This is a genomic window from Yinghuangia sp. YIM S09857 (assembly GCF_051388915.1).
GTDB lineage: Bacteria > Actinomycetota > Actinomycetes > Streptomycetales > Streptomycetaceae > Yinghuangia.
This window is the reverse complement of record NZ_JBPKBH010000009.1, coordinates 103,612-126,374: the sequence shown is the minus strand read 5'-3', so window position 1 is coordinate 126,374 and position 22,763 is coordinate 103,612. Positions and strand designations below refer to the sequence as shown.

Sequence of the window (22,763 nt, the reverse complement as noted above, 5' to 3'; positions counted from 1 at the left end):
CATCGAATCAAATCGACGCGAACCGACCCGAACTCTCAGCCCGCCGAAGCCAGTTCGACCGGACGCGGTTGCAGCAACGCGTCCACCAGCGGCGCCGACGGGTCGATCGTCAGGTCGAGCGTCGCGGCCGGACGCCCCGCCCGGATCAGCAGATCGCCGACCGCGGCCGTCATGGCCCCGTTGTCGGTGCACAGCCGCAGCGGTGGCACCCGCAGCCTGATGCCCGCCTCCGCGCAGCGCTCCTCCGCCATGGCCCGCACGCGCGAGTTCGCCGCCACGCCGCCGACCACCACGAGCGTGTCGACACCGCGCGCCCGGCACGCCGCGATCGCCTTGCGCGTCAGAACGTCGGCGATCGCCTCCTGGAGCGACGCCGCGGCGTCGGCGACGTTGGGCTCGCGTCCGGCGCGGCGCTCCCCCTCCGTCCAGCGGGCGGCGGCGGTCTTGAGCCCGGAGAAGGAGAAGCCGAAGGGGTCGTCGCGCGGCCCGGTCATCGGACGCGGGAACCGCACCGCCCGCGCGTCCCCGTCGCGCGCCGCCCGGTCGACGTTGGGCCCGCCCGGGTACGGCAGGCCGAGCACGCGCGCGGCCTTGTCGAAGCACTCCCCCGCCGCGTCGTCCACCGTGTCGCCGAGGTGCTCGATCGGGTCGACGGCCAGGTCCCGGACGTACAGCAGCGAGGTGTGGCCGCCGGACACGATCAGTACGACCGACGGATTCGGCAGCGGTTCGCCGTCGAGAGTCGCGGCGGCGACGTGCCCGGCGAGGTGGTGGACGCCGTACAGCGGTACGTCCAGCGCCACCGCGTACGCCTTGGCCGCCGCGACGCCGACCTGGAGCGCGGTCGCGAGCCCGGGGCCCGCGGTGACGGCGACCGCGCCTACGTCCGCCGGCGTGAGCCCGGCGTCGGCAAGTGCCGCGCGGACCACGGGCGTGACCGAGTGCAGGTGTGCGCGGGCCGCGATCTCCGGCACGACTCCGCCGAAGCGCGCGTGCTCGTCCATGCTCGACGCGACGGCCTGGCCGAGGACGACGCCGTCCCGGACCAGGCCCGCGCCGGTCTCATCGCAGGACGTCTCGATCCCCAGGACCACCGGACCCACCGCTGCCACCATGCCTTCCCTCGCCGCTGCTACCGGTACTGCCACTGCCACTGCCACCGCCGTCGGCGCCCGCGCCGTCTTCGCAAGCGGCCGGTCGCGTGCCGTCGAGCGTGTGCCGTCGGGCGCCTGCCGCCCGTCGGCTTGCCCGGACGATGCTAGCCGCCGCACATGCGATCCGACGTCCGCGCAGGTCAGCGTGGGTGGGATCGGCGATACCCCCCTCATTCGGAATCGGTGCCCGGCTGGTTCCGGTTGGCCACGCACGAAGGCAGGACGGGTCCACGACCGGTCCACAGCAGCGGCCCGGCACCACCGGGCCCCGCCCCCGGGAGGGAACATGCAGCAGGACACCGCACGCACCGCACCGCAGGACGCGCAGCAGACAAACACGACCACCACGCCGCACCCCACCGCCGACGACCGCCGGGTGCACGGCACCGTCGCGGACGGCTTCGAAGAGGTCCGCGACGCGTTCGAGGCAGTTGTCGCCGCCGAGTACAACGAGCCCGGCGCGCAATTGGCCGCGTACGCCGGCGACCACCTTGTCGTCGACCTCTGGGCGGGCTCCGACATACGCGGTGACTCGCTGCACCCGGTCTTCTCCAACACCAAGGGCGCCGCGCACACCGTGGTCGCGATGCTCGTCCAGGACGGCGTGCTCGACCTCGATCGCACTGTGGCCTCCTACTGGCCCGAGTTCGCCGCCGAGGGCAAGGGCGATCTGACCCTGCGCGAGCTGCTGGCCCACCGGTCCGGAGTCATCAGCGTCGACGGCGGGTTCACGACCGAGGAGTTGGCGGACGACCGGATCGCAGCCGCACGCCTCGCGGCGCAGAAACCGTTCTGGGAGCCGGGGAAGGGCTACGGCTACCACGCGTACGTCATCGGCGCGCTGACCGGCGAGGTCGTGCGGCGCGCGACGGGGCTGACGACCCAGGAGATCTGGGAGGAGCGCGTACGGGTGCCCTACGGCCTCGACTTCTACCTCGGGCTGCCGGAGGAGCAGGAGGCCCGCTTCCAGCCGGTGCGTCCCATGGCGCCGCCTCCGGACGTGGCGGCCGAGCTCGCGGCGAGCCCGCCGTCCCGTGACAGTCTGCTCGCGGTGGCGTTCAACCTGCACGCGGAGCCGCCCACCGACCTCGCGGCGTTCATGAACACGCGTTCGGTACGCGCGCTCGGGCCGACCTCCGCGGGCGGCGTCGGCAACGCGCGCGGCCTTGCCCGGTTCTACGCGGCCGCGATGGGCGGACTGGACGGCCGGGCGCCGCTGCTGCGTCCCGAGACGATCGCCGAGTTCTCGCGGCTGCACACGCCGGGCACCGACCTGGTCACCGGCGAACAGGACCATTTCGGGCTGGGGTTCGAGACCTCCTCGGTGCGCTACCCCTTCCTGGGCGGCACGGCGTTCGGGCACAGCGGGGCGGCGGGGTCGCAGGCGTTCGCGGATCCGGCGAGCGGGGTCGCGTACGGCTACACGCGGCGGCGCTTCCACTTCCCGCCGTCGGGCGGGGCACCGGAGAACGACGCATTGGCGGCGGCCGTCGTACGTGCGGCAAAGCGCGCCGCCGGATAACCACCACAATGTGATCCCGGTCATACCGTCGGATCCGACTGAACCTTTCCGCCACGCTCGGTCTGTCTTCTCCGTGAGGGTTGAGGGGGCGGGCGTGGCGGACACGGCGCGGGCCGGGGGCACACCGCCCCCGGACGGCGACTTCGCGGGGTATGTGGCGCGGCGCTGGCCGGTCGTCGTACGCACCGCTTATCTCGTCTGCGGCGACCGCGCGACCGCGGAAGACCTCGCGCAGGGCGCGTTCGTGCGGCTGCACCGGCACTGGAAGAGGGGCAGCGCCGGCGGGGCGCCGGACGCGTACGTGCACCGCATCGTCGTCAACCTGGCCATCCGGCACGCCCGCAAGAACCGCCGGGAGGTGGCCGACGCGCACCCGCCCGACGGCATGGCGGACGACGGGTACGCACGGGTCGACCAGCGCGACGAACTCTCGCGCGCGCTCGGCAGTTTGGACCCTCGGTATCTGTCAGGACCTCGTTGCCGGGCGGGTGCAGTGACCGGCACACGAGCGGCGGGCAGACCGCCCGCATGGAGGCTGGTGCCTGGGAACGACTCGACAGAACCCGTCGGTTGGAACCGTTCGCATGCAGCTGGCGGGGTTGCGGGCGAATCAGCGAGGCGAGTTCGAGCGATTGCCGGTTGCGCAGTGGGTGCATTGGCCGGTCAGGGCCACGGCTGTGGGGTCGAGGGTGAATTGGTTTTCGGCGGCCAGGCGTTGGGCGACGTCGGCGAGGAGGTCGGCGGCTACTTCGTCCACGCGGCCGCAGGTGCGGCAGATTACGTGGAGGCGGGGTTCGGTGGCCCCGAGGAGGGATGGGGAGAGCTGGTAGGCCGCGGCGTCCTGGCCCATTCTGGTCTGGACGACCAGCCCGAGGCGTTCGAGGGCGTCCAGTGCGCGGTAGATGGTGGTGCGATGGACACCGGGTGCGGCGCGGTTGACCCGCACAAAGGTCTGATCGGCCGTCAGGTAGCTCCCGGCGTCGGCGAGGACGCGCAGCACGGCGGTCCGGGCGACGGTGACGCGTTCCCCGTGCGCGCGGATGCGGCGTACCGCCTCCTCGACCGGGTCGGGCCGGGAGGGGGTGGGGTGGGGCGCTGCGGGGTCCATATGCAACAGTGTCGCATCTAGGCGCGGCACGGACGACCGCGCCCCGGCCCCGGCCGGATCGCGGGAGGACGGGAGGGCGGCGGATGGACGCGAGGGCGCGAGCACCGCATGGCGCTGCCGCGCCACCCTTGCCACTGGCACAGGCGGAGGAAGGCCGGGTGCGGGAACGCACCGACGCCTGCCCGGGAACACTCGACGCGGCACCGGCGGACGACGGCCTCGTGGCGCGCATACGCCTTCCCGGCGGCCGGGTATCCGCCAATCAGATCGGCGAACTCACCGCGTGCGCGGTTGAGTTGGGCCGCGGTTCGGTGGACCTGACGGCACGCGCGAACGTCCAGGTCCGCGGGCTCTCGACGGACGGCGTCGGCGAACTCGCGCGGCGGCTCGGGGGCGTTGGACTGCTTCCCTCAGCGATGCACGACCGGGTGCGGAACATCCTTGCCAGTCCGTTCGCCGGCCGGGCGCCCGGGGCGCTGGTCGACGCGGACGCGTTGGTCACCGCCCTAGACGCGGCGTTGTGCGCGGACCCGGAACTCGCGGCCCTGCCTGGGCGGTTCCAGTTCGCCCTGGACGACGGAACACTGCCGGTCGCAACCGCGCGGCACGACGTCTCCCTCGTGGCGGTCGCCCCGGGGGTGGTCGCGCTGCGGCTGGCCGGGGTCGACACGCGACTGCGCGGCACGTCGTGCGAGGAGGCCGTCGACCTGGCGACGTCGGCGGCCCGGGTGTTCCTTCGGGCGAGCCGCGCGAACGGGGCTTGGCACGTACGGGAACTCCCCGGTGGCGCCGAGGGGTTGGCTGATGCATTGGCCCACGAACGATTGCGCGCCCACGAACACGGGGCTGTCCGGGGCCGAGAGGCGGGAACGGCGCGGGAGAAGGCTCCGGTCGGGCTCCTGCCCCAGGCGGACGGCCGGTGGTGCATCTCGGCGCTCGTGCCGTTGGGGCGGCTGAACGCGTCCCAACTCGCCATGCTGACGGGCTTCGCGGCGCACCCGACTCCGTCGTACCGGATTCGCGTGGCGCCGTGGCGCGGCGTGGTGGTCGGCGACATACCCGAAGGCCGCGTGCACGCGGTCGCCGCCGAACTGGACGCCGTGGGGCTGCCGTCGCACCCGGACTCGCCCTGGCACGGCGTCAGCGCGTGCAGCGGGCTTGGCGAGTGCCGACGCGCGCGGGCCGATGTGCGGTCACTGGCGCGGGACTTCGTTGCCCGACGGCGGGACGGCGACGGGAGTACGACTGCCGTGCACTTCGCCGCATGTGCCCGGGGCTGCGGCAGACCGCCGGGTGCCTCGCTGATGGTCGTCGAGGACGACGGCACTCCCGTGTCGAGCGACGCCCTTCCCGCACGTACCGAACTCCCATACCCCGCTAACCCCGAGAGGCCTTCGTGGACGACTGGTTGAAGGACGGCGCCGAAATCTACCGGCGTTCGTTTGCGACAATCCGCGCGGAGGCCGATCTCACCCGCTTCCCGGAGGATGTGTCGCGCGTCGTCGTCCGCATGATCCACGCCTGCGGCATGACCGATCTCCCGGACGACGTGGCGTTCCATCCCGACGTCGCGCGCGCGGCGAGCGAGGCGCTGCGCGGCGGCGCGGTGATCCTGTGCGACGCGCAGATGGTCGCGTCCGGGGTGACGCGCGCCCGGCTTCCCGCCGGCAACGCGGTCAAGTGCCTGCTGGCCGACCCGCGCGTACCGCAACTCGCGGCAGAACATGGGACCACGCGCAGCGCCGCGGCCGTGGACCTGTGGGGGGACGACCTCGCCGGTGCCGTGGTCGCCGTCGGAAACGCGCCGACCACGCTCTTCCGGCTGCTCGAACTCCTGGACGCCGGAGCGCCCCGCCCCGCCGCGATCGTCGGCGTGCCGGTCGGGTTCATCGGCGCCGCGGAGTCGAAGCGCGCGTTGGCCGAACACGCCGGTGGCATCCCGTACTTGGTGGTGCACGGACGCCGGGGCGGCAGCGCGATGGCGGCCGCGGCACTGAACGCGATGGCGAGTGAGCGGGAGTGAGGGCGGCACCGGGAGTGACAGCGCAAGTGAGCACGAGCCTGAGCACGGACGCGAGCCGGAGCGCGAGCCAGACCACGGACACGAACCAGAGCATGGGCACGAACCAGAGCATGGGCACGAGCCGGAGCATGGGCACGAGCCAGACCACGGACACGAGCCGGAGCGCCGCAGTCGAAGCCGAAGGCGCAGCCGCGACCCCGCCCCCCACCGGTCGCCTCTACGGCGTCGGACTCGGCCCCGGCGACCCCGAGTTGATGACCCTCAAGGCGCACCGCCTCGTCACCTCGGCGCCGGTCATCGCGTACCCGGTCAAGAAGGGCGCGCCCGGCGTGGCCATCACCATCGCGGCTCCGTACCTGCGGCCCGAGCAGATCCGGCTGCCGATGGAGTACCCGGTGACGACCGGCGAGACCGACCACCCCGGCGGCTACGACGGCGCGCTCGCCGAGTTCTACGACGCCACCGCCGCCGAGATCGCCGCGCATCTCGACGCCGGGCGCGACGTCGTCGTCCTCTGCGAGGGCGACCCCTTCTTCTACGGCTCCTACATGTACTGGCACGAACGCCTCGCGGACCGCTACACCGCCGAGGTCGTCCCCGGCGTGACCTCGGTCAGCGGCGCGTCCGCGGTGCTCGGGCGTCCGCTCGTCCAGCACGACGAGGTGCTGACCGTCCTGCCCGGCACGCTGCCGCCCGAGGTCCTGGCCGCGCGGCTGCGCACCTCCGACGCCGCCGCGGTGATCAAGCTGGGGCGGCGGCACTTCGGCCACGTGCGCGAGGCGTTCGAGGAGGCCGGGGCCGCCGAGCGCGCGTGGTACGTCGAGCGCGCGACCACGCGGCGCCAGCGCGTCGCGCCGCTGCCGGACGTCGACGCCGGGACCGTGCCGTACTTCTCGCTGGTGATCGCCCCGTCCCCCTCCCCCGGCATGCCGTTCGCGACCAACCGCACGCCGCGCGGCGTCGTGGCGGAGGAGTACGCCGTACCGCCGCCGACCGGCGTTCTCGGGTCGGTCGACGTCGTCGGCCTCGGCCCGGCCGGTCCCGCCTGGCTGACGCCGGAGGCGCACGCGGTCCTCGCCGCGGCCGACGACCTGGTCGGGTATGGCCCGTACGTCGCCCGTGTCCAGCCGCGCCCGGGGCAGCGGCGGCACATGACCGACAACCGGGTCGAGGCCGAACGCGCCCGCCACGCGCTGGCGCTCGCCGAGGCGGGCGCGCGGGTCGCGGTGGTCTCGTCGGGCGACGCGGGCGTGTTCGCGATGGCGTCGGCGGTGCTTGAGGCAGCGGACGAGACCAAGAGCCCCGTCCCGGTGCGCGTCGTCCCCGGGCTGTCGGCCATGCAGGCGGTGGCCTCCCGGGCCGGGGCGCCACTGGGCCACGACTTCTGCGTCATCAGCCTGTCCGACCGGCTCAAGCCCTGGGACGTGATCGCGCGCCGCCTGACCGCTGCCGCGAGCGCGGACTTCGCGGTCGCGCTCTACAATCCGGCGTCGAAGGCGCGGCGGCACCAAGTGGCGGACGCACGGGACCTGTTCCTCGCGCACCGCGATCCGGCGACACCTGTGGTGGTCGGCCGGGACGTGGGCGGCCCCACCGAAAGCGTGCGGATCGTGGCCTTGGGCGAACTCGACCCGGAGACGGTCGACATGCGGACCCTGCTGATCGTGGGCGCGTCGACGACGCGGACCTACCCGCGGCCGGACGGGAGCCTCGGCGTCTACACGCCGCGCCGCTACCCGGCCTGAAGGGCGGCGACGGTCGCGGCGGACCGCAGGCCGGAGACTGGAGACCGGACACGGGATACCGGAGACGGGCGACGGGCGACGGGCGACGGGCGACGGGCGACGGGCGACCAGGGACGGGAAACCGGCGCCCACACCGGCCTCACCCGCGAACCACCCGCCCGACGCCCTGAGCTCTCCAGCGCCGCACGAACGTCACGCGCATATGCGACAGTAAGCGCCGAACACCGCATTCCGGAAGGCTCCCCGTGCCGCCCTCACCTCGCGACGACGTGCGCAAGCCACCGCTCCGCCTCCGCCGCGGACGCGACGCACACCTCGGCCGGCACCGCCGGACGGGTGATCACGACGACCGGCAGCCGCAGTTCGCGCGCCGCGTCGAGCTTGGCGGCGGTCTGCCCGCCGCCGCTGTCCTTGGTGACCATCACGTCAACCGCATGCCCGCGCATCAGCGCGATCTCGTTCGCGACGGTGAAAGGGCCGCGGGCGAGCAGGAGTTCGAGGTTTCGCGGTGCGGCGTCCTCGGGCGGCTCCACGCTCCGGAGCAGGAACCACAGGTCGTCGAGGCCCGCGTACGGCGCCGTCTCCATGCGCCCGGTCGTCAGGAACACCCGCCGCCCCACGCTCGGCAGCAAGTCGGCCGCCTCAGCCGCCGACCCGACGCGCCGCCAGTCGTCCCCGTCGCGCTCCGTCCAGCCCGGCCGCTGGAGCCGGAGCAGCGGTACGCCCGCCTCCGCACACGCCGCGACCGCGTTGGCGGAGATCCGCGCGGCGAACGGGTGCGTCGCGTCCACGACCGCGGCCGCGCCGTGCTCGCGGAGCCAGGCCGCGAGCCCGGCGGCACCGCCGAAGCCGCCCACCCGCGTCTCCCCCTGCGGCAGCACGGGGGCCTTGGTACGCCCGGCGAGGGACGAGACCACACGCGCACCGCCCGGCGGATCCGCCGCGAGCCGTGCCGCCAACTGCCGTGCGTCGGACGTACCGCCGAGGATCAGCACGACAGGCCGCCGTCGCTCCGCCATCGCCCGCCCTCCCGCTCGTCCGCGGTACCGGTTTCCTCCGCACCCGCTGCGGGTCCATCCCACCATTCCGCCGCCGGGGCCTGCACATGACCCGCCCCGCGGGACCGCTGCGGCGCGGCTGGACGACCGGGGCTTGCGCAACCGCGGCGGCCACCGCCGCCTACCAGGCCCTGCTGACCGGCGAGTTCCCCGACCCGGTCACCATCACGCTGCCCGGAGGGCAGACCCCGGCGTTCGCCCTCGCCGTCGAGGAGTTGAGCGCGGGACCTGACCGTGACGGGGCCATGGCGGGGGTCGTCAAGGACGCGGGCGACGATCCCGACGTCACGCACGGGGCCCTGGTCCGCGCGACGGTGCGGCGTACCGCTCCCGGAACCGGCGTCGCCTTCCGCGCCGGGCCCGGCGTCGGCACCGTCACACTGCCGGGCCTGCCGCTCGACGTCGGCGAACCGGCCGTCAACCCGGTGCCGCGCCGCATGATGCGCGAGCACATCGCGCGCGTGGCCGAGGCGCACGGCGCGCCCGGCGACGTCGAGATCACCGTGTCGGTCGACGGCGGCGCGGAGATCGCCGCCCAGACGTGGAACCCGCGCCTCGGCATCCTCGGCGGGCTGTCGATCCTCGGGACGACCGGCATCGTCATCCCGTACTCGTGTTCGGCCTGGATCGACTCGATCCGCCGCGGCGTCGACGTCGCCGTCGCCGCCGGCGACACGCACGTGGTCGGAGCGACGGGCACGACGTCCGAACGCGTGGCCGCCCAGGTCCACGGGCTGTCGGGAACGGCGCTGCTGGACATGGGCGACTTCGCGGGCGCGCTGCTGAAGTACCTGCGCCGCCACCCCGTCCCGCGCCTGACCGTCGCGGGCGGGTTCGCCAAACTGTCCAAACTCGCGGACGGGCACCTCGACCTGCACTCCGCGCGCTCGCAGGTCGACCTCGACGCGCTCGCCGCCCGCGCCGCCGAACTCACCGCCGACGCCGCCCTGGTACGCCGCATCCGGCACGCCAACACCGCCCTGCACGCGCTGCAACTGGCCCGCGCGGCCGACGTACCGCTGGGCGACGCGGTCGCGCGGGCGGCGCTGCGGAGCGTCGACGAGGTGCTGCGGGGTTCCGCGTTCCCGATCGAGACGGACATCATCGCGATCGACCGCGCGGGGACGATCGTGGGGCGGGCGGGGCACTGAGGCGGAGCACTGACGCTGCGGCAGAGCACTGACGCTCAGGCGCAGCACTCAGGCGGAGCACTGACGCGGGCCTCGGGGCCGTTCCCGGGCCGACGGTTGGCCGAGTTGTTCCGACTCCGAGGGGGCGACTGGTCACGGCCGATTCCCGCCGGAGATCGCGCCCGCCGCCCGCTCTACTGGATCTTGCCGCCGCCGTCCGAGCGGTCCCGGCGATCCAGCGCACAGCCAGCGCACAGCCAGCGGGAGCAGCATCGTGTCCACCGCCGAAACCACACCTCCCGACGCCACCGGACGCTCCGTACGCGACGGAGGCGTCCGTACCGCCGCCTCGTCGCGAGAACCGGCGCACTGGCTCGCCGTCGTCGGTGTGGCCCTCGGGATCTTCGCCATCGTCACGACCGAGATCCTGCCCATCGGCATGCTGACCGGCATCGCCGAGGACTTCGGCGTGTCGGAGGGCACGGCCGGGCTCGCCATGACGCTGCCGGGGGTGCTCGCGGCGCTGTGCGCACCGCTCGTCGCCGCGGCCGTCGGGCGCCTCGACCGGCGGATCGTGCTCATCGCGCTGATGGCCGTGCTCGTGGGGGCGAACCTCCTGACCGCGTGCGCACCCGAGTTCTGGGTCGTGCTGGTCGCGCGGGGGCTGGTCGGCCTGGTCATCGGCGGGTTCTGGGCGATCGGCGCCGGACTCGCGCCGCGCCTCGTCCCCGCCGCTTCCGTGGCGACCGCCACCGCCGTGGTCTTCTCGGCGGTCCCGGCCGGGTCGGTGCTGGGCGTGCCCGCGGGCACCCTGCTCGGCGAACACGTGGGACGGCGCGCGGCGTTCGCGATCCTCGCGGGCACCGCGCTGGCGGTGGCTGTGCTGCTCGCCGCGTCGCTGCCGAAGCTGCCGGTGGGCACGGCGACCGGTCCGCGTGTGCTGCGTGGGCTGCTGCGGCTGCCCGGCGTGCGGGCGGGGCTGGTGGTGACGTGCCTGATCGTGGTGGGGCACTTCGCGGCGTACACGTATGTCACCGCCTTCCTGCGCGACGCCGCCGACGTCGAAGGGTCCGGCGTCACGGCGTTCCTGCTGCTGTACGGCGCGGCCGGCGTGGCCGGCAACTTCGCCGCGGGCGTGGCCCTGGCCCGCCGCGGTCCGCGCGCGACGTTCGCGGTGGCGGCGGCCGGGATCGCGGCGGCGGTCCTGCTGTTCCCGGTCGTCGGTCGGACGCTGCCCGGCGCGGTGGCGCTGCTGCTGGTGTGGGGGTTCGCGTACGGCGCGGTCCCGGCCGCGTCGCAGACCTGGTTCGCCCGCTCCGCCCCGCACGAGGGCGAGGCGGCGATGGTGGTGTTCACCGCGTCCTTCCAGGCGGCGCTGGCCGGGGGTGCGCTGCTCGGGGGTGTGGTGGTGGACGCGTCGTCGGCGTCGGCGGTGATGGTGTTCGGGGGTGCGGTGTGCCTGGCGACGGTGGCGGCCGCGGCGCTGTCGCGGGATCCGTCGTGATCCGGCTCGGCGGGGGCATCGCGGGCCGCGTCGGGGGCGTGGGGCGGCAGCGTACCGCGTGACCGCCGCGCCCGGGCGTACAACCGGCGGCTGTGACCGGACGAGTGGCGGTTGTTTGATCGGCGGCGTGCGGGCGGGTTGGATGGCCTGCGTCATCCGGACACCCGGACCGGCGGACGTAAGTGGGGACGCGACGGTGCAGGTGCGCGGCGGGCGCTCGCTGGGACGGGAGTTCCGGTGGCTGTGGTCGTCGTACGCGGCGAGCACCCTCGGGACCTGGCTCGCCTTCGGCGCGTTCCCGCTGATCGCGATCAAGGTCCTGGACGCCGGTCCCGCCGAGGTCGCGCTGCTCGCGGCGGTCGGCCCGGCGGTGGGCGCCGCGGTGGCGGTGCCGCTCGGCCCGTGGGTGGAGTTCCGCCGAAAACGGCCGGTCATGATCGGGGCGGACGCGGTCCGGTGCGCGGCGATGCTGAGCGTGCCGTTCGCGTACGCGCTGGGGCTGCTCGGCTTTGTGCAGCTCGTGACGGTGTCGGTCGTGGTGGCGGCGGCGGACATCACCTTCACGGCGGCGGGCGCGGCGTTCCTCAAGGCGCTGCTCCCGCCCGAGGACCTGCTTGCCGCGAACGCCCGCTTCGAGGGCGCCACATGGACCGCGAGCGTCCTCGGTCCACCACTGGGCGGGGCCGCCAGCGGGACGTTGGGGCCGATGACCACGGTCGCGACCGACGCCTTGACCTATGTGCTGTCGGCGGCGGGCATCGGACGCGTCCGCGAGTCGAAAGCCCGGCCGCCGCGACCGGCGCAGCCGCCCCGCCGGAAGGGGAAGCACGCCGCGGCTCGCAAATCGCGAACGTCCCGCAGGTCCCGCACGTCCCGCACCGGCGAACTGCTCGTCGGCTGGCGGCACATCCTCACCGACCCCGTGCTGCGCCCGCTGTTCCTCAACGTCGTTCTGGTGAACGGCCTGATCATGGCCTCCGCCCCACTGCTCGCTGTCCTCATGCTCGACGACTTCGGCTTCGCCCCCTGGCAGTACGGCCTCGCCTTCGCGGTCCCCTGCCTCGGCGGCCTCGTCGGCTCCCAACTGGCCCCCGGCCTCGTCGCCCGGCACGGCCGCCGCACGGTCCTGCTCACCGCGGGAACGCTGCGCGCGTGCTGGCCGATCGGCCTGGCGTTCATCCACCCGGGCGCCACGGGCCTGCTGCTCGTCATGACGGTCGAGTTCGGACTGATCGCGTCGGCGGGGGTCTTCAACCCGGTCCTCGCCACCCAGCGCCTCGTGCGCACACCGCAGGACCAGGTGACCCGCGTCCTCACCGCGTGGTCGGTGACCACAAAAGCCTCGATCGCCACCATGACCGCCCTCTGGGGCGTCCTCGCAGCCGCGACGCACAGCCCCCGAACAGCCATCGCCATCGCCGGACTCCTCCTGTTGGCAACCCCGTTCCTCCTCCCCTGGCGTGCACAAGACCTGAAGGAAGAAAAGGATGCGAAGAAGGCGACGGAGGAGCCCCCAACACCCCCATGGCGCCTGGCAGGTTCAGTAGCCAACGCCCAAGTGGCCGGCCAACACGCCCCGGTACCCCTGCCGAGCGGCGACGCAGCGAGAGGTTGAGGTCCGAACGGCTCCACGCGCTATGCGGGTTCGGGGGCGAACGGGCCGTCGTTCTCGAACACCTGTCGGGCGAAGCGGTGGGCGATGTGGTGGTGGGTGGCCGCGTCCGGGTGGATGTGGTCGGGGAGGGGGAGTTCGGCGGCGTCGGCTTCGTTGTAGAGGGTGAGGCCGTCGAGGTAGTGCAGGTTGGGGTCGGTCGTGGCGCGGTGGGCGGTGATGCGGGCCAGTTCGTCGCGGATCACGGTGAGGGTGAGGCGCGTTCGGTCGGAGGAGTCGCCGGTGGCGCGGAACCGCAGGCGTCCGGCGGCCAGTTCGTCGGGGTCGAGGGACGCGGGGCCCGGCGTGGTCTCGTGGATCGCGCAGTGGATGGACGAGACGACCAACAGCGGTGTGGTCGGGTGACCCTCGCGGATGGTGTCGAGGAACCCGTGCACGGCCGGGGCGAACCCGCGCAGGCGCATCAGGTCGTGGTTGACCAGGTTGATGCCGAGCTTGACGCTGATCAGGTCCGCGGGCGTGTCGCGCATCGTGCGGGCGGTGAAGGGGTCGAGCAGCGCGCTGCCGCCGAAGCCGAGGTTGACGAGGTCCACGCCTCCGAGGGCCGCCGCGAGGGCGGGCCAAGTCGTCGTCGGGCTCGCGGCGTCGGAGCCGTGGCTGATCGAACTCCCGTGGTGGAGCCAGATCTTGCGGCCTCGATCGGCCAGGGGCGTGACCGGAGCGTCGGTGCGCAGCGCGACCAGTTCGGTGGTCTCGTTGTGCGGGAGCCAGATCTCGACGTCCTTGTCCGCCGTGGGCAGGTCCGCGAAGCGGAGGGTGCCCGGTGCGCCGCGCCGCGTCTCGGCGGTGCCGGCGGCCATGTCGAACACGAGCGTGTCGCCGCCCGCGACGGTGCCCTGGGCCGTCAGGCGGCCGTCGACGAGCAGGTCGTACACGCCGTCGGGACGCGGCGGGGCGCCGGGGTAGACGCGTTTGGTGGGCACGGTGTCGAGTTCGACCACGGCCGCGCGGGTGCGGAACACCACGCGTACGCCCGAGGGTTGCGACTCCGCCAAGGCCAACTGCCCGTCCAGCCACTGGGCTCGCGCCCACGCCGGCAGGCGGTGCGGCAGGATGCCGCGCTCGGTGCGCTCCAGCTCCAGGGCGCCGCGGAGCAGGTCGGAGGTGAGGGGTACGGCGATGAGGCCGGGCGTGGATTCGGGCATGAGACGGGGCCTTCGGTGGGGTGGCGGCGGGTGGTCGGGGCGGAGTGGGCCAGGCGCGGCGGTTACGCGGGCGGCGCGGGCCAGTTGCGCAGCAGCGCGTCCAGCGCGTCGAGCATGCGCGTCCAGGTCTCCTGAGTGTCGGGCGCGCTGTGGCTGAAGCCGCCGCCCATCTCCAGGGTGATGTAGCCGTGGAAGACGCTGCCGAGCATGCGTACGGCGTGGGTCCGGTCGGGCTCGTCGATGTCGTAGCCGCGCAGGATCGCGCGCGTCATCTGCGCGTGCCGGACCCCGGCGCTCGCGGCCGCGGTCTCGGGGTCCAACCGCATCTGTGCGGCGGCGTAGCGCCCCGGGTACTCGCGGGCGTAGTCGCGGTAGACGTCGGCGAACGCGGTCAGGGCGTCCTTGCCGGCGCGTCCGGCCAGTGCGGCGGCGACGCGGTCGGCCATCTCCTCCAGGGCGAGCAGCGCGATCCGGGTTCTGAGCTCCTGGGAGTTCGCGAGGTGCGAGTACAGGCTTGCGACCTTGACGTCGAAGCGGCGCGCGACCTCGGACAGGGTCACCTGGTCGAAGCCGACCTCGTCGGCGAGTTCGGCGCCCGCCCGGGTGAGGCGTTCGGCGGTGAGTCCGGCGCGTGCCATGGCGTGCTCCTGCCCTTCGTCGACAGGACCGAGTATGCGATTCCTAATGACTTTAGGCAAATTGCTTTGGGCCTTAGCTCAGCGCGGCGGCATCGCGGACGCCCTTGTATCCGCCGCCGCTTGCGGGCAGGCTCCGCCGCATGACCGAACACGATCTTGCGGTACGCGACCTCCTCGCGAAGCAGGCGATCACCGAAGTCATCCACACCTACTGCCGGGCCCTCGACCGCATGGACCGCGACCTCGCCCTGTCGGTGTGGCACCCGGGCGGGACCGCCGACTACCCGCCGATGTTCACCGGCACCGGCGAGGGCTTCGTCGACTGGGTCTGGAAGGCGCACGAGGCCCTGACCGCGCACTCCCACCAGATCACCAACATCCTGATCCGGGTCGGCGAGGACGGCGCGACGGCGGTGAGCGAGTCCTACGTGACCGTCGTGCTCCGCGGCCCCGGCGGCGACGAGTCGACGGTCGCCGAGATCACCGCGCGCGGCCGGTACGCCGACCGCTGGTCGCTGCGCGACGGCCGCTGGGCCGTCGACGCGCGGCGGCACACCCTGGACTTCCAGACGGTGCAGATGCTTCCGCGCGCGGCCGCCGACCTGGTGCCGCCGGAGCACGCCGGGCGGCGCGACACGGAGGACCCGTCGTACGCGGTGCTCGGCCGGTAGCGGGACCGCCGCTCAGCCTTCGGCGGCCCACTCGGTGACCTCGACCGGGTCGCCGATCGCGAGCTTGCCCGGGCGTACCACCGAATACTGCGCGCCGAACAAGACCCCGCCGCTCGCACCCCGGCGGTACGTGGCCAGCGTGCGCAACGGCTCCGGCCCGGTCTTCACGCCGCGGAGCTGGTCGACGGTGGTGACGACGCAGCGCCCGGCCTGCTTGGCGAAGGCCAGTTCCGCGTTGCCGACGAGCATGCGGCGGACGTCGTCCTCGCGATGCGGCTCGGTCCAGCCGTCGACCACGATGTTCGGGCGGAAGCGCGTCATCGGCAGCGGACCGCCGTCGCCGATGCGCGCGTTGAGGCCGTCGAGGGACGAGCGCGAGACCACGAGCAGCGCCCCGGCGTCGGCGAACGCCGCGGTGCCCGGGACCACTCCCGGAGTGACGCGCCTGTGCTCCGGCGGCACGCGGACCAGGCGGCTCGGCACGCCGAGCGCCTCGGTCAGCCACGTGGCGACGGCGTCGCCCTGGTCGATGGCGCGGTACGGCGTCCCGAACATCTCGACGCCGACGCGCGGCGACTCGGTGTCGACGTCGACCCGCAAGTCGCCGACGCCCTCGGCGCGCAGGGCGAGGGTCCGCCCCTCGGCGTCGATGCCCGCGTGCACGACGGACAACCTCGGGTCGGTGCGCTGGCTGCGGAGCACACCGCGGGCGTCCACGACCATGAAGGTCCGGTCGTGCGCGATCCCGGCATCGGTCAGCACGGCCTCGGACACGGGGAGCGCCGCGCATCCTTTGACCGGATAGACGTTGAGTTCGACGACCGATGCCATGGCGACAGCCTAGCCGGGAGGATCATGCGGACCTGACTCCCGACTCGACCGCGCGCCCGTCCGTTCGAGGGTTACAACTCCTCGCCGGAGAGCAGCGGCTCGAAGGCCTCGTACGCCTCGATGTCGCGGAAGTGCCGCGTGTACAGGTCGGCGCCGTCGCCGAGGTCGTCGCGGAGCACCGGGGCCACGTCCACGACATGGCGCAGCGTCCAGGTGACAGTACGCCCGTCCGCGTTCTCGTACGAGGTCTCCCCCGCCCGCCCCAGCGCCTCCGCCTTCGCGCGCGCCTCGTCCTCCCCGGCGGCGTGCACCAGCACGAAGCTCTCCTGGAACAGCGGCTCGTCCCCCGCCACATGCGACTCGCTCACCAACACCGCGACGTAGATCTGCACCCCGGCCACGCTACCCACCGTGGCCGGCGGCCAGGGGCGACCGCCCGGGCTGCGGGCGTGTCATTTCGCCACGTGGCGGGCGCGGCGGCGGCCGGACCGGCGCAGAATCACCTCGACCACGATCAGGTTCGGCACCCGGCACAGGAACGGGACGCAGTCGTAACGCCGTGCGGAAGTCGCCGGTGACCGGCACCAGCAGGACCAGCCACAGGCGCAGGGTGACGGCGGCGTACGTCATCGCGAACGCACGTAGCATCCGGCGGCGGTGCGCGGCGACGTCCCCGTTGCGGACGGCTCGCAGCCCGGCGCCGGCGAAGGCGGTCCAGAGCACCGCGAGGGATCCGAACCCGGCGAACCCGATCTCGTCGGCGACGTCCATCGGGGACAGGACCAGCCCGGCGAGGCCGCCGACGAGGATGCAGGTGACCGCGACCCGCCCGACGCCCCGGGTGCAGGCCGGGGACGCGGCGTCGGACCCGGCCGGACAGTTGCAGCGGGGTGAACATCAGGGCGAGGCCGCCCGCGACCACGTGGAGGTAGAAGAACGTCTGGGCCCAGGCCGACCGGTCCGCGTAGTTCGCGGCGAGGTCGCCGTCGTCGGCCGCGAGGCCGTCCAGGGTCGCGGTGAGGTACGGGAGCGGCGCGAAAACGGCGATCGCGAGTGCGGCCCCACGGTGGTCCTCGAAGCCGAGCCGCGCCCGCGCGCCCTGCTGCTGACCACCTTCGACCTGGACGAGGTCGTGGACGATGCGATCGTCGCCGGGGCCGACGGGTTCCTGCTGAAGCGGGCGTCCCCGGAGGAACTGGTGGCCGGCATCAGGGCGGCCGCGCTGCACCTGTCGGTCGAGACGGTGAAGACGCACGTCAAGCACGTCCTGACCAAGCTGGAGGTTCGCGACCGCACCCAGGCCGTGGTGTGGGCCTACCGGACCGGGTTCGCCTACCGCACCCGAGCACGGCACGCACCGGCGACGCAGTCGGCTATGGGCCGCGCCGGCTGTTCGGCGGCCGTGGCGCGCTCCCGGGCCGGTGAATACAGGTGGCTCTCGCAGAACCCCGTTGCGTCGCCGAGGACTTCACCGACCATGATGACGGCGACGGCCTTGATGCCGTTGTCGTGCACGAGCGCGGGGAGGTCGACGAGGCGGCCCCGTACGACGAGTTCGTCCAGGCGGGACGCGCGGGCGACCACCGCGACCGGGCAGTCCGCACCGTAGAAGGGGACCAACTCGTCGACTATGCGGGATGTTTCGCGGACGGCCAGGTGCAGAACGAGCAGGGCGCGCGACCGCCCGAGCGTGGCCAGGTCCTCGCCGGGCGGCATGGCGGTGGAGTTGTTGGCGACGCGGGTCAGCACGACGGTCTGGCCGACGCCCGGCAACGTGAGCTCCCGTCCGAGTGCAGCCGCCGCTGCCGCGAACGCCGGTACGCCGGGGGTAAGTTCGTAGGGGATCCCGAGCGCTTCGAGGCGGCGCGTCTGCTCACCCACGGCGCTGAAGAACGACAGGTCGCCGGAGTGCAGGCGCACCACGTCGAGGCCGTTCGCATGGGCGGCGCGGATCTCCTCGACGATTTGGTCGAGCGTGAGGTTCGCGGTATCGACCAGCCGGGCGTCCGCCCGTGCGGCGTCCAGGAGTTCGCGCGGGACGAGCGCGCCCGCGTACAGGCACACCGCCGCTTTCTCGATCAGGCGCAGGCCGCGCACGGTGATCAGGTCGGCGGCGCCCGGGCCCGCGCCGACGAAGTGCACGGTCATGGGCGCACCGCGATCCACTGCGTGACGGGCATCAGGGGCCGCCAACCGGTGAAGCGGCCGACGGGGGTCGACCGGTTGATCTGAATGCGCGTCAAGTCGCCGCCCAGATCGGCCCGGTGGCGTACCAGCTCGGCTTCGGTTTCGGCAGTCACCGCGTTGGCGACGAGGCGTCCGCCCGGGCGCAGGGCCGCCCAGCAGCGCTCGACTACGCCGGGCACGGTGAGGCCGCCGCCGATGAAGACCGCGTCGGGGGCGTCTGTGTCGGCGAGGGCGTCGAGGGCGCCGGGGGCGGAGCCGACGAGGACGTACAGCCGGGGCACGCCGAGGGCGGCGGCGTTCGCGCGGACGCGGTCGGCGCGGTCCTCGCGCGCCTCGACGGCGACGGCCCGGCAGCTCTCGTGCGCGCGCAGCCACTCGATGGCGATGCTGCCGCTGCCCGCGCCGATGTCCCAGAGGAGTTCGCCGGGACGCGGGGCGAGGGCCGCGAGGGTGATGGCCCGGACCTCACGCTTCGTCAACTGGCCGTCGCCGCCGTACACGTCGTCGGGGAGGCCGGGGACGGTGGTGGTCGGAGCCGTGGCGGTCGCAGCATCGGTGGTCGGAGCCGTGGCGGTCGCAGCGTCGGTGGTCGGAGCCGTGGTGGTCGCAGCGGTGGTGGTCGCAGCGGTGCTCGGGACGTCGGCCGGGGTGGGGGCGGCGGGATCCGAAGCGGCGGCACCCGAAGCGCCGGCCGCCTCGGCAGACGCCCCCGCAAGCGCGTGCTCAGCCATCCTCGCCCCCTTCCAAGTCCCCCTCGACCTCCAGGTACGCGTCCCGCAGCCCCGCCAGCGTGGCCGCGTCCGGCTTCGCCCACAGCCCGCGGTCCGCAGCCTCCAAGAGGCGCTCCGCGATGCCGCGCAGCGCCCACGGGTTGGAGGTCCGCATGAACGCCCGGTTCTCCGGGTCGAGCACGTACTCGGCGGCCAGTCGCTCGTACATCCAATCCTGCACGACACCCGTCGTCGCGTCGTAGCCGAACAAGTAGTCGACGGTGGCGGCGAGTTCGAAGGCGCCCTTGTAGCCGTGCCGCCGCATCGCCTCGATCCAGCGGGGGTTCACCACCCGGGCCCGGAACACCCGGGCGGTCTCCTGCTCCAGTGTCCGCGTGCGGACCGCGTCCGGCATGGTCGAGTCGCCGATGTACGCGGCGGGCGCGGTCCCGGTCAGCGCGCGCACCGCCGCGACCATGCCGCCGTGGTACTGGAAGTAGTCGTCGGAGTCGGCGATGTCGTGCTCGCGCGTGTCGGTGTTCTTGGCGGCCACCGCGATGCGCCGGTACGCCCCCTCCATGTCCTGCCGGGCGAACACCCCGTCCAGGCCCCGGCCGTACGCGTACCCGCCCCACGTCGCGTAGACCTCGGCCAGGTCCGCGTCGTCCCGCCACGTGCGGGCGTCGATGAGCGGCAGCAGCCCCGCCCCGTACGCTCCCGGCCGCGAGCCGAACACCCGCGTCGTGGCGCGGCGTTCGTCGCCGTGCGCGGCGAGGTCGGAACGCACGTGCGCCCGCACGTAGTTGTCCTCGTCGGGCTCCTCCAGCCCCGCGGCCAGCCGCACCGCGTCGTCGAGCAGCAGCACGACGTGTGGGAAGGCGTCCCGGAAGAAGCCGGAGATACGGACCGTCACATCGATGCGCGGGCGGCCGAGTTCGGCGAGCGGGACGGCCTCCAGGCCGGTGACGCGCCGCGAGGCGTCGTCCCAGACCGGGCGTACGCCGAGCAGCGCCAGCACCTCGCCGACGTCGTCGCCGCTGGTGCGCATCGCGCTGGTGCCCCACACCGAAAGGCCGACCGAGCGGGGCCAATCGCCGCTATCCGCACGGTACTTGGCGACCAACGAGTCGGCGAGCGCCTGGCCGGTGTCCCAGGCGAGGCGGCTGGGCACGGCCTTGGGGTCGACGGTGTAGAAGTTGCGGCCGGTCGGCAGCACGTTGACCAGGCCGCGCAGCGGCGACCCGGACGGCCCGGCGGCGACGTAGCCGCCGTCCAGCGCGTGCAGCACCGCGCCGATCTCGTCGCCGGTGCGGTCGAGCCGGGGCACGACCTCGGTGGCGGCGAAGAACAGCACGTCCGCCACGGCGCGGATGTCGGCGCCGGGCACGCCGTCCAGCACCTCGGCGGCAACGGCGGGCGCGGCGTCCGGGTCCCAGTCGCGTGCCTCCATGGCCGACACCAGGGTGAACGCGCGTGCCTCCGCGTCGTCGGTCTCGCGCCGCCCGGCCGCGCCGCCTTCCACGAGCCCCAGGGCCTCGCGCAGTCCCGGCAGCGCGGCGGTGCGCCCGCCCCAGACCTGACGGGCCCTCAGCATCGCGGTGACCAGGTTGATTCGGCTGTCGCCGGTCGGCGCGGTGCCGAGCACGTGCAGGCCCTCGCGGATCTGCGCGTCCTTGACCTCGCAGAGCCAGCCGTCCAGGTGCAGCAGGAAGTCGTCGAACTCCGCCTCGTGCGGCCGGTCGTCGATGCCGAGGTCGTGGTCGAGCCGGGCGGCCCGCACGAGGGTCCAGATCTGCGCCTGCACGGCGGGCGCCTTGGCGGGGTCCAGGGCCGAGACATTGGCGTACTCGTCGAGGAGCTGTTCCAGCCGCGTGAGGTCGCCATACGTCTCCGCCCTCGCCATCGGCGGCACCAGGTGGTCCACGATGACCGCATGCGCGCGGCGCTTGGCCTGCGCGCCCTCTCCCGGGTCGTTGACGAGGAAGGGGTAGATCAGCGGGAGGTCGCCGAGCACCGCGTCCGGCCCGCACTCGGCGGACAGGCCGAGGTTCTTGCCGGGCAGCCACTCCAGCGTGCCGTGCTTGCCCAGGTGCACCAGGGCGTTCGCGCCGAACCCGCCGGCGTCGCGGGCCGCGTCGAGCCACCAGTAGGCGGCCAGGTAGTGGTGGCTGGGCGGGAGGTCGGGGTCGTGGTAGATGGCGACGGGGTTCTCGCCGAAGCCGCGCGGCGGCTGGATGATCAGCACGATGTTGCCGGCGCGGAGGGCGGCCAGCACGATCTCGCCGTCGGGGTCGCGCGAGTGGTCGACGTACAGTTCGCCGGGCGGCGGGCCCCAGTGCTCCTCGATGTTGGCGCGCAGGCCGACCGGGAGCCGGGCGTACCGCTCGCGGTACTCGGCGGCGCGGATGCGCACCGGGTTGCCTTCGAGCTGGGCTTCCGAGAGCCACTCGGGGTCCTGGCCGCCCGCCGCGATGAGGGCGTGGATGAGCGCGTCGCCGTCCGGCGGTTCGATGCCGGGCAGGGTGTCGGGGCCCTCGACGGGGCCGACGTCGTACCCGGCCCCGCGCATCGCGCGCAGCAGCGCGACGGCGCTCGCGGGGGTGTCGAGGCCGACCGCGTTGCCGATCCGGGCGTGCTTGGTCGGGTACGCGGACAGCACGACGCCGATGCGGCGCTCGGCGGCCGGGACGCGGCGCAGTTGCGCGTGGCGCACCGCGATCCCCGCGACGCGTGCGGCCCGCTCGGGGTCGGCGGCGTAGTGCGTGAGGCCGTCGGCACCGGTCTCCTTGAACGAGAACGGCACAGTGATCAGGCGGCCGTCGAACTCCGGGACGGCGACCTGGGTCGCGGCGTCCATCGGCGACAGCCCCGCGTCCCCGGCCTCCCACTCGGCGCGGCTGGTGGTGAGGCTGAGCGCCTGGAGGACGGTGATGTCGAGGGCGGCCAGGGCTCCGACGTCCCAGGACTCGTCGTCGCCGCCCGCGGAGACCTCGGCGGGACGGGCGCCGCCCGCGGCGAGGACGGTCACCAACAGGGCGTCCAGTTCGCGCAGTTCGTCGAACAGCGCGGGTTCGGCGCCGCGCAGGGAGGCGCACCACACCGGGACGGCGCGGCCTCCGGCGTCCTCGATCGCGTCGCAGAGCGCGGTCACGAAGGCGGTGTTCCCGGCGAGGTGGTGGGCGCGGTAGTAGAGCACGCCGACGCCGGGGGCGCCGGGGTTGCGGGTGGGGCGTTCGAGGCGGCCCCAGGCCGGGACCTCGACGGGCGGGTCGAAGCCGCGGCCGGTCAGCAGGAGGGTGTCGGAGAGGAACCCGTACAGGTTCGTCAGGTTGTCGGCGCCGCCCTGGGCGAGGTACGCGTGGGCCTGGGCGCTCACCCCCGCCGGGACGGTGGCCAGCTCCATCAGCGCGGCGTCGGGGGCCTGTTCGCCGGAGACGACGACCACCGGGCGCGGTCCGGCGAGCAGAGCGTCAAGGCCCTCTTCCCAGGCGCGGCGGCCGCCGAGCAGGCGGACGACGACGAGGTCGCAGCCGTCGACCAGGGCGGGCAGCTCCTCGGGGGCGGTCCGGGCGGGGTTGGCGAGGCGCCAGTCCCCGGTGCTCGCCTTTGCGCTGAGGAGGTCGGTGTCGGAGGTGGAGAGGAGGAGGATCACCGGGGCACCCCCG

General features: G+C 73.9%; 18 protein-coding genes and 3 pseudogenes. 10 read left to right on the top strand and 11 right to left on the bottom strand.

Annotation, left to right across the window (positions count from 1 at the left end; translation table 11 throughout):
* Positions 1 to 35 precede the first annotated feature (35 nt).
* Positions 36 to 1,115, bottom strand: coding sequence for a tRNA (adenosine(37)-N6)-threonylcarbamoyltransferase complex transferase subunit TsaD (tsaD, locus tag ACRX5S_RS20790; RefSeq protein WP_436774503.1), 1,080 nt, complete (start codon positions 1,113 to 1,115; stop codon positions 36 to 38).
* 325 nt (positions 1,116 to 1,440) lie between these two features.
* Here tsaD and ACRX5S_RS20785 point away from each other — a divergent pair, with 325 nt between their 5' ends.
* Positions 1,441 to 2,676 (top strand): serine hydrolase domain-containing protein, encoded by a 1,236-nt coding sequence (locus tag ACRX5S_RS20785; protein ID WP_436774502.1) that lies wholly within the window; start codon positions 1,441 to 1,443, stop codon positions 2,674 to 2,676.
* A pseudogene (locus tag ACRX5S_RS20780) lies at positions 2,651 to 3,019 on the top strand (sigma factor); the annotation flags it as partial. The gene ACRX5S_RS20785 and the pseudogene ACRX5S_RS20780, both read left to right, overlap by 26 nt.
* Before the next feature lie 267 nt (positions 3,020 to 3,286).
* Here the strand turns inward: ACRX5S_RS20780 and ACRX5S_RS20775 are convergent.
* Positions 3,287 to 3,784 carry a Fur family transcriptional regulator gene (locus ACRX5S_RS20775; protein WP_436774501.1) on the bottom strand — a complete coding sequence of 166 codons (498 nt, stop codon included), beginning with the start codon at positions 3,782 to 3,784 and terminating at the stop codon, positions 3,287 to 3,289.
* A 158-nt stretch (positions 3,785 to 3,942) separates the two neighbouring features.
* Between ACRX5S_RS20775 and cobG the strand changes: the two genes are divergently transcribed.
* From cobG to ACRX5S_RS20760, 3 genes are all read left to right on the top strand, one after another.
* Positions 3,943 to 5,196: a precorrin-3B synthase gene (gene cobG / locus ACRX5S_RS20770; RefSeq protein ID WP_436774500.1), complete on the top strand. Its 1,254-nt coding sequence runs from the start codon at positions 3,943 to 3,945 to the stop codon at positions 5,194 to 5,196.
* Positions 5,181 to 5,807, top strand: a complete 627-nt coding sequence (locus ACRX5S_RS20765) for a precorrin-8X methylmutase (protein ID WP_436774499.1) — start codon at positions 5,181 to 5,183, stop codon at positions 5,805 to 5,807. The genes cobG and ACRX5S_RS20765 overlap by 16 nt, the downstream gene beginning before the upstream one ends.
* Before the next feature lie 128 nt (positions 5,808 to 5,935).
* Positions 5,936 to 7,552 (top strand): precorrin-2 C(20)-methyltransferase, encoded by a 1,617-nt coding sequence (locus ACRX5S_RS20760; protein ID WP_436774684.1) that lies wholly within the window; start codon positions 5,936 to 5,938, stop codon positions 7,550 to 7,552.
* 254 nt (positions 7,553 to 7,806) lie between these two features.
* Here the strand turns inward: ACRX5S_RS20760 and ACRX5S_RS20755 are convergent, their stop codons facing one another.
* A complete protein-coding gene (locus ACRX5S_RS20755) occupies positions 7,807 to 8,571 on the bottom strand; it encodes a cobalt-precorrin-6A reductase (RefSeq protein WP_436774498.1) in 765 nt (254 codons plus the stop codon).
* Positions 8,572 to 8,657: 86 nt separating this feature from the next.
* Here ACRX5S_RS20755 and ACRX5S_RS20750 point away from each other — a divergent pair, with 86 nt between their 5' ends.
* The 3 genes from ACRX5S_RS20750 to ACRX5S_RS20740 all read left to right on the top strand — a co-directional run bounded on the left by ACRX5S_RS20750 (position 8,658) and on the right by ACRX5S_RS20740 (position 12,859).
* Positions 8,658 to 9,761, top strand: a complete 1,104-nt coding sequence (locus tag ACRX5S_RS20750; protein ID WP_436774497.1) for a cobalt-precorrin-5B (C(1))-methyltransferase — start codon at positions 8,658 to 8,660, stop codon at positions 9,759 to 9,761.
* 253 nt (positions 9,762 to 10,014) lie between these two features.
* Positions 10,015 to 11,244 carry an MFS transporter gene (locus ACRX5S_RS20745; RefSeq protein WP_436774496.1) on the top strand — a complete coding sequence of 410 codons (1,230 nt, stop codon included), beginning with the start codon at positions 10,015 to 10,017 and terminating at the stop codon, positions 11,242 to 11,244.
* A gap of 202 nt (positions 11,245 to 11,446) precedes the next feature.
* Complete coding sequence (locus ACRX5S_RS20740) at positions 11,447 to 12,859, top strand: MFS transporter (RefSeq protein ID WP_436774683.1); 1,413 nt, start codon at positions 11,447 to 11,449, stop codon at positions 12,857 to 12,859.
* A 20-nt stretch (positions 12,860 to 12,879) separates the two neighbouring features.
* Here ACRX5S_RS20740 and ACRX5S_RS20735 read toward each other — a convergent pair whose 3' ends face one another.
* Together ACRX5S_RS20735 and ACRX5S_RS20730 are read right to left on the bottom strand one after the other, a co-directional pair.
* Positions 12,880 to 14,061, bottom strand: coding sequence for a GDSL-type esterase/lipase family protein (locus ACRX5S_RS20735; RefSeq protein ID WP_436774495.1), 1,182 nt, complete (start codon positions 14,059 to 14,061; stop codon positions 12,880 to 12,882).
* 62 nt (positions 14,062 to 14,123) lie between these two features.
* Positions 14,124 to 14,699, bottom strand: coding sequence for a TetR/AcrR family transcriptional regulator (locus ACRX5S_RS20730; protein WP_436774494.1), 576 nt, complete (start codon positions 14,697 to 14,699; stop codon positions 14,124 to 14,126).
* 140 nt (positions 14,700 to 14,839) lie between these two features.
* On the opposite strand from ACRX5S_RS20730, the gene ACRX5S_RS20725 reads away from it, so the two are divergent.
* Positions 14,840 to 15,370, top strand: a complete 531-nt coding sequence (locus ACRX5S_RS20725; protein WP_436774493.1) for a nuclear transport factor 2 family protein — start codon at positions 14,840 to 14,842, stop codon at positions 15,368 to 15,370.
* A gap of 12 nt (positions 15,371 to 15,382) precedes the next feature.
* Here the strand turns inward: ACRX5S_RS20725 and ACRX5S_RS20720 are convergent, their stop codons facing one another.
* The 3 genes and pseudogenes from ACRX5S_RS20720 to ACRX5S_RS20710 form a co-directional block, all read right to left on the bottom strand.
* Positions 15,383 to 16,201 carry an MOSC domain-containing protein gene (locus tag ACRX5S_RS20720; RefSeq protein ID WP_436774492.1) on the bottom strand — a complete coding sequence of 273 codons (819 nt, stop codon included), beginning with the start codon at positions 16,199 to 16,201 and terminating at the stop codon, positions 15,383 to 15,385.
* 71 nt (positions 16,202 to 16,272) lie between these two features.
* Positions 16,273 to 16,602, bottom strand: a complete 330-nt coding sequence (locus tag ACRX5S_RS20715; protein ID WP_436774491.1) for a DUF4288 domain-containing protein — start codon at positions 16,600 to 16,602, stop codon at positions 16,273 to 16,275.
* A 1-nt stretch (position 16,603) separates the two neighbouring features.
* Positions 16,604 to 17,044, bottom strand: a pseudogene (locus ACRX5S_RS20710) (DUF2306 domain-containing protein); the annotation flags it as partial.
* Here ACRX5S_RS20710 and ACRX5S_RS20705 point away from each other — a divergent pair.
* Positions 17,010 to 17,504 (top strand): annotated as a pseudogene (locus ACRX5S_RS20705) (LuxR C-terminal-related transcriptional regulator); the annotation flags it as partial. The pseudogenes ACRX5S_RS20710 and ACRX5S_RS20705 sit on opposite strands and share 35 nt — an antisense overlap.
* 29 nt (positions 17,505 to 17,533) lie before the next feature.
* Here the strand turns inward: ACRX5S_RS20705 and cobM are convergent.
* The 3 genes from cobM to cobN are packed head-to-tail and all read right to left on the bottom strand — an operon-like array spanning position 17,534 to position 22,750.
* Complete coding sequence (gene cobM / locus ACRX5S_RS20700; RefSeq protein WP_436774490.1) at positions 17,534 to 18,349, bottom strand: precorrin-4 C(11)-methyltransferase; 816 nt, start codon at positions 18,347 to 18,349, stop codon at positions 17,534 to 17,536.
* Complete coding sequence (gene cbiT, locus ACRX5S_RS20695; protein ID WP_436774489.1) at positions 18,346 to 19,119, bottom strand: precorrin-6Y C5,15-methyltransferase (decarboxylating) subunit CbiT; 774 nt, start codon at positions 19,117 to 19,119, stop codon at positions 18,346 to 18,348. Before cbiT ends, cobM begins: the two co-directional genes overlap by 4 nt.
* Complete coding sequence (gene cobN / locus ACRX5S_RS20690; RefSeq protein WP_436774488.1) at positions 19,112 to 22,750, bottom strand: cobaltochelatase subunit CobN; 3,639 nt, start codon at positions 22,748 to 22,750, stop codon at positions 19,112 to 19,114. Before cobN ends, cbiT begins: the two co-directional genes overlap by 8 nt.
* Between the last annotated feature and the right edge of the window lie 13 nt (positions 22,751 to 22,763).

Bases quoted from the DNA above. Each gene is read 5' to 3' on its own strand.
- ACRX5S_RS20760 (WP_436774684.1), top strand. From the start codon at position 5,936: ATGGGCACGAGCCAGACCACGGACACGAGCCGGAGCGCCGCAGTCGAA.
- ACRX5S_RS20725 (WP_436774493.1), top strand. From the start codon at position 14,840: ATGACCGAACACGATCTTGCGGTACGCGACCTCCTCGCGAAGCAGGCG.
- ACRX5S_RS20735 (WP_436774495.1), bottom strand. From the start codon at position 14,061: ATGCCCGAATCCACGCCCGGCCTCATCGCCGTACCCCTCACCTCCGAC.
- ACRX5S_RS20775 (WP_436774501.1), bottom strand. From the start codon at position 3,784: ATGGACCCCGCAGCGCCCCACCCCACCCCCTCCCGGCCCGACCCGGTC.
- ACRX5S_RS20785 (WP_436774502.1), top strand. From the start codon at position 1,441: ATGCAGCAGGACACCGCACGCACCGCACCGCAGGACGCGCAGCAGACA.
- ACRX5S_RS20730 (WP_436774494.1), bottom strand. From the start codon at position 14,699: ATGGCACGCGCCGGACTCACCGCCGAACGCCTCACCCGGGCGGGCGCC.
- tsaD (WP_436774503.1), bottom strand. From the start codon at position 1,115: ATGGTGGCAGCGGTGGGTCCGGTGGTCCTGGGGATCGAGACGTCCTGC.
- cobM (WP_436774490.1), bottom strand. From the start codon at position 18,349: ATGACCGTGCACTTCGTCGGCGCGGGCCCGGGCGCCGCCGACCTGATC.
- ACRX5S_RS20750 (WP_436774497.1), top strand. From the start codon at position 8,658: ATGACCCGCCCCGCGGGACCGCTGCGGCGCGGCTGGACGACCGGGGCT.
- cbiT (WP_436774489.1), bottom strand. From the start codon at position 19,119: ATGGCTGAGCACGCGCTTGCGGGGGCGTCTGCCGAGGCGGCCGGCGCT.
- ACRX5S_RS20755 (WP_436774498.1), bottom strand. From the start codon at position 8,571: ATGGCGGAGCGACGGCGGCCTGTCGTGCTGATCCTCGGCGGTACGTCC.
- ACRX5S_RS20720 (WP_436774492.1), bottom strand. From the start codon at position 16,201: ATGGCATCGGTCGTCGAACTCAACGTCTATCCGGTCAAAGGATGCGCG.